The following is a 5750-nucleotide window of genomic DNA, read 5'->3' on the forward strand; positions in this document are numbered from 1 at the left end:
GAAAACTGAATAAAGAAGAATGACTCATGTGATGTAGTAAGATACATCAAAAATCTGTCAATCAATAATGAAAGACAAGCCAGTCACTAAGGTGACTTAAATACTTTATTTGAGAGTTTGATCCTGGCTCAGGACGAACGCTGGCGGCGTGCCTAATACATGCAAGTTGAGCGCTGAAGGTTGGTACTTGTACCGACTGGATGAGCAGCGAACGGGTGAGTAACGCGTGGGGAATCTGCCTTTGAGCGGGGGACAACATTTGGAAACGAATGCTAATACCGCATAAAAACTTTAAACACAAGTTTTAAGTTTGAAAGATGCAATTGCATCACTCAAAGATGATCCCGCGTTGTATTAGCTAGTTGGTGAGGTAAAGGCTCACCAAGGCGATGATACATAGCCGACCTGAGAGGGTGATCGGCCACATTGGGACTGAGACACGGCCCAAACTCCTACGGGAGGCAGCAGTAGGGAATCTTCGGCAATGGACGAAAGTCTGACCGAGCAACGCCGCGTGAGTGAAGAAGGTTTTCGGATCGTAAAACTCTGTTGGTAGAGAAGAACGTTGGTGAGAGTGGAAAGCTCATCAAGTGACGGTAACTACCCAGAAAGGGACGGCTAACTACGTGCCAGCAGCCGCGGTAATACGTAGGTCCCGAGCGTTGTCCGGATTTATTGGGCGTAAAGCGAGCGCAGGTGGTTTATTAAGTCTGGTGTAAAAGGCAGTGGCTCAACCATTGTATGCATTGGAAACTGGTAGACTTGAGTGCAGGAGAGGAGAGTGGAATTCCATGTGTAGCGGTGAAATGCGTAGATATATGGAGGAACACCGGTGGCGAAAGCGGCTCTCTGGCCTGTAACTGACACTGAGGCTCGAAAGCGTGGGGAGCAAACAGGATTAGATACCCTGGTAGTCCACGCCGTAAACGATGAGTGCTAGATGTAGGGAGCTATAAGTTCTCTGTATCGCAGCTAACGCAATAAGCACTCCGCCTGGGGAGTACGACCGCAAGGTTGAAACTCAAAGGAATTGACGGGGGCCCGCACAAGCGGTGGAGCATGTGGTTTAATTCGAAGCAACGCGAAGAACCTTACCAGGTCTTGACATACTCGTGCTATTCCTAGAGATAGGAAGTTCCTTCGGGACACGGGATACAGGTGGTGCATGGTTGTCGTCAGCTCGTGTCGTGAGATGTTGGGTTAAGTCCCGCAACGAGCGCAACCCCTATTGTTAGTTGCCATCATTAAGTTGGGCACTCTAACGAGACTGCCGGTGATAAACCGGAGGAAGGTGGGGATGACGTCAAATCATCATGCCCCTTATGACCTGGGCTACACACGTGCTACAATGGATGGTACAACGAGTCGCGAGACAGTGATGTTTAGCTAATCTCTTAAAACCATTCTCAGTTCGGATTGTAGGCTGCAACTCGCCTACATGAAGTCGGAATCGCTAGTAATCGCGGATCAGCACGCCGCGGTGAATACGTTCCCGGGCCTTGTACACACCGCCCGTCACACCACGGGAGTTGGGAGTACCCGAAGTAGGTTGCCTAACCGCAAGGAGGGCGCTTCCTAAGGTAAGACCGATGACTGGGGTGAAGTCGTAACAAGGTAGCCGTATCGGAAGGTGCGGCTGGATCACCTCCTTTCTAAGGAATATATACAAAGACGTGAGCATTCAACTTTATTCAGTTTTGAGGGGTTTAGTGATAAACCTAAGCAAGAATCAAATTCTTGATTGTGGGGCCTTAGCTCAGCTGGGAGAGCGCCTGCTTTGCACGCAGGAGGTCAGCGGTTCGATCCCGCTAGGCTCCATTGTCAGACAAGACGTTAAAATCACTTGAACATTGAAAACTAAATAACAATATCTAATAACGATAAATAAACCAAAAGCTGTGAATTTTAAAGAATTTACAAACTTATACTTGAAAAACGATGATTATAAATCATCATGGCAAAGTTAATAAGGGCGCACGGTGGATGCCTTGGCACTAAGAGCCGATGAAGGACGTGACTAACGACGATATTCTAGGGGGAGCAGTAAGTACGCATTGATCCCTAGGTCTCCGAATGGGGAAACCCAGCTGCTACTAGCAGTTATTCATGAGTGAATACATAGCTCATGTAAAGGTAACGCAGAGAACTGAAACATCTAAGTACCTGCAGGAAGAGAAAGTAAAAACGATTTCGTAAGTAGCGGCGAGCGAACGCGAAGAAGGGCAAACCAAGAAGCTTGCTTCTTGGGGTTGTAGGACTGCAACGTGGACTTAAGCATTATAGTCGAATAACCTGGGAAGGTTAATCAAAGAGGGTAATAATCCCGTAGACGAAATAGCGCTTATACCTAGCAGTATCCTGAGTAGGGCTGGACACGCGAAATCCAGTTTGAATCCGGGAGGACCATCTCCCAACCCTAAATACTCCTTAGTGACCGATAGTGAACCAGTACCGTGAGGGAAAGGTGAAAAGAACCCCGAGAGGGGAGTGAAATAGCACCTGAAACCGTGTGCCTACAAGAAGTTCGAGCCCGTTAATGGGTGAGAGCGTGCCTTTTGTAGAATGAACCGGCGAGTTACGTTATGATGCGAGGTTAAGTTGAAGAGACGGAGCCGTAGGGAAACCGAGTCTGAATAGGGCGACTTAGTATCATGATGTAGACCCGAAACCTAGTGACCTATCCATGAGCAGGGTGAAGGTGTGGTAAGACGCACTGGAGGCCCGAACCAGGACACGTTGAAAAGTGTTTGGATGACTTGTGGATAGCGGAGAAATTCCAAACGAACTGGGAGATAGCTGGTTCTCTCCGAAATAGCTTTAGGGCTAGCGTCGAAATGTAAGTGTATTGGAGGTAGAGCACTGTTTGGGTGAGGGGTCCGTCTAGGATTACCAATCTCAGATAAACTCCGAATGCTAATACACATGTTCGGCAGTCAGACTGCGAGTGCTAAGATCCGTAGTCGAAAGGGAAACAGCCCAGACCAACAGCTAAGGTCCCAAAATATATGTTAAGTGGAAAAGGATGTGGGGTTGCACAGACAACTAGGATGTTAGCTCAGAAGCAGCTATCATTCAAAGAGTGCGTAATAGCTCACTAGTCGAGTGACCCTGCGCCGAAAATGTACCGGGGCTAAACATATTACCGAAGCTTTGGATTGATATTTTATCAATGGTAGGAGAGCGTTCTTAACCGCGATGAAGGTATACCGTGAGGAGTGCTGGAGCGTTAAGAAGTGAGAATGCCGGTATGAGTAGCGCAAGATAAGTGAGAATCTTATCCACCGTAAGACTAAGGTTTCCAGGGGAAGGCTCGTCCGCCCTGGGTTAGTCGGGACCTAAGGCGAGGCCGAAAGGCGTAGTCGATGGACAACTGGTTGATATTCCAGTACTAGATATGATCGTGATGGAGGGACGCAGTAGGCTAAGAGATGCCAGTTAATGGATTCTGGTCTAAGCAGTGAGGTGTGAGATGTGTCAAATGCATTTCTCTTTAACATTGAGCTGTGATGGGGAAGCAACTACGGTTGCGAACTCTCTGATGTCACACTGCCAAGAAAAGCTTCTAGCGTAAAGTCATATCTACCCGTACCGCAAACCGACACAGGTAGTCGAGGCGAGTAGCCTCAGGTGATCGAGAGAACTCTCGTTAAGGAACTCGGCAAAATAGCCCCGTAACTTCGGGAGAAGGGGTGCTGGTGTAAAAGCCAGCCGCAGTGAATAGGCCCAAGCAACTGTTTATCAAAAACACAGCTCTCTGCTAAACCGCAAGGTGATGTATAGGGGGTGACGCCTGCCCGGTGCTGGAAGGTTAAGAGGAGTGCTTAGACGTAAGTCGAAGGTATGAATTGAAGCCCCAGTAAACGGCGGCCGTAACTATAACGGTCCTAAGGTAGCGAAATTCCTTGTCGGGTAAGTTCCGACCCGCACGAAAGGCGTAATGATTTGGGCACTGTCTCAACGAGAGACTCGGTGAAATTTTAGTACCTGTGAAGATGCAGGTTACCCGCGACAGGACGGAAAGACCCCATGGAGCTTTACTGTAGTTTGATATTGAGTACCTGTAAGTCATGTACAGGATAGGTAGGAGCCATTGAAATAGGGACGCTAGTTTCTATTGAGGCGTTGTTGGGATACTACCCTTGACTTATGGTTACTCTAACCCGCTGGCATAATCGGCCAGGGAGACAGTGTCTGACGGACAGTTTGACTGGGGCGGTCGCCTCCTAAAGAGTAACGGAGGCGCTCAAAGGTTGGCTCAGATTGGTTGGAAATCAATCGTAGAGTGTAAAGGTAAAAGCCAGCTTGACTGCGAGAGCTACAACTCGAGCAGGTAGGAAACTAGGACTTAGTGATCCGGTGGTACCGCATGGAAGGGCCATCGCTCAACGGATAAAAGCTACCCTGGGGATAACAGGCTTATCTCCCCCAAGAGTTCACATCGACGGGGAGGTTTGGCACCTCGATGTCGGCTCGTCGCATCCTGGGGCTGTAGTCGGTCCCAAGGGTTGGGCTGTTCGCCCATTAAAGCGGCACGCGAGCTGGGTTCAGAACGTCGTGAGACAGTTCGGTCCCTATCCGTCGCGGGCGTAGGTAATTTGAGAGGATCTGTCCTTAGTACGAGAGGACCGGGATGGACTTACCGCTGGTGTACCAGTTGTTCCGCCAGGAGCACGGCTGGATAGCTATGTAGGGAAGGGATAAGCGCTGAAAGCATCTAAGTGCGAAGCCCACCTCAAGATGAGATTACCCATTCGTAAGAATTAAGAGCCCAGAGAGATGATCTGGTAGATAGGCTGGAAGTGGAAGAGTTGCGAGACTTGGAGCGGACCAGTACTAATCGCTCGAGGACTTTACCAAAAGAGTCAAATATAATATGCTTATGGTTTAAAAGTTAGAAGAATTGTTATTTAGTTTTGAATGTTCAAGGTAACATTTAATGATTTGGTCATCATTGCGATGGAGATACACCTGTTCCCATGTCGAACACAGAAGTTAAGTCCATCTACGGCGGAAGTACTTGGGGGTTGCCCCCTGGGAGATAGGCGAGTGGCCAAGTTTTGGGAGTTTAGCTCAGCTGGGAGAGCATCTGCCTTACAAGCAGAGGGTCAGCGGTTCGATCCCGTTAACTCCCATTGGTTGTTTCAGCCATTAAGTGAATAAAGGTTCTGTAGTGTAGCGGTTATCACGTCGCCCTGTCACGGCGAAGATCGCGGGTTCGATTCCCGTCAGAACCGTTAGTAGAAATACTAATGACTCGTTAGCTCAGTTGGTAGAGCATTTGACTTTTAATCAAAGGGTCGCTGGTTCGAGCCCAGCACGGGTCATAATCCTAGCGGATGTGGCGGAATTGGCAGACGCACTAGATTTAGGATCTAGCGCTTAACGGCGTGGGGGTTCAAGTCCCTTCATCCGCATACTAGGTATTAGCCGACTTAGCTCAGTTGGTAGAGCATCTGATTTGTAATCAGAGGGTCGCGTGTTCGAATCATGTAGTCGGCATTGTCGTAAGACACAAAGTTTAAGTGCGAACGTAGTTCAGGGGTAGAACACAACCTTGCCATGGTTGGGGTCGCGAGTTCGAATCTCGTCGTTCGCTTGATAATTCTCCCAAGTGGGAGTTTTTGTATAATACCCGGGGTGGCGGAACTGGCAGACGCACAGGACTTAAAATCCTTGGGCGACGGCGACCGGGCGCTGGCGGAGCCGGAGTCGGACCAGGTGTCCTACGGGCTGGCCGAGTTCGTCGCGGC

The 5750-nt window shown here is 49.1% G+C and carries 7 tRNA genes and 3 rRNA genes; all 10 read left to right on the plus strand.

Features of this window, described 5'->3' with window-relative positions:
- Nucleotides 1–105: 105 nt before the first annotated feature.
- Nucleotides 106–1652: ribosomal RNA gene (locus AB0A61_RS40625) — 16S ribosomal RNA — on the plus strand.
- A gap of 93 nt (nt 1653–1745) precedes the next feature.
- Nucleotides 1746–1818, plus strand: a tRNA-Ala gene (locus tag AB0A61_RS40630).
- Between the two features lie 138 nt (nt 1819–1956).
- Nucleotides 1957–4857 (plus strand): 23S ribosomal RNA (locus tag AB0A61_RS40635).
- Nucleotides 4858–4940: 83 nt separating this feature from the next.
- A 5S ribosomal RNA gene (rrf, locus tag AB0A61_RS40640) occupies nt 4941–5056 on the plus strand.
- Together the 16S, 23S and 5S rRNA genes with 7 tRNA genes alongside form the textbook arrangement of a ribosomal RNA operon.
- 3 nt (nt 5057–5059) lie before the next feature.
- Nucleotides 5060–5132, plus strand: a tRNA-Val gene (locus AB0A61_RS40645).
- A 29-nt stretch (nt 5133–5161) separates the two neighbouring features.
- A tRNA-Asp gene (locus AB0A61_RS40650) sits at nt 5162–5234 on the plus strand.
- Between the two features lie 17 nt (nt 5235–5251).
- A tRNA-Lys gene (locus AB0A61_RS40655) sits at nt 5252–5324 on the plus strand.
- A gap of 8 nt (nt 5325–5332) precedes the next feature.
- Nucleotides 5333–5414: transfer RNA gene (locus AB0A61_RS40660), tRNA-Leu, on the plus strand.
- A gap of 12 nt (nt 5415–5426) precedes the next feature.
- Nucleotides 5427–5499 (plus strand) — tRNA-Thr (locus tag AB0A61_RS40665).
- 25 nt (nt 5500–5524) lie between these two features.
- Nucleotides 5525–5596: transfer RNA gene (locus AB0A61_RS40670), tRNA-Gly, on the plus strand.
- The last annotated feature ends 154 nt before the right edge of the window (nt 5597–5750 follow it).

Source organism: Streptomyces sp. NPDC046197, assembly GCF_040646295.1.
GTDB lineage: Bacteria > Actinomycetota > Actinomycetes > Streptomycetales > Streptomycetaceae > Streptomyces.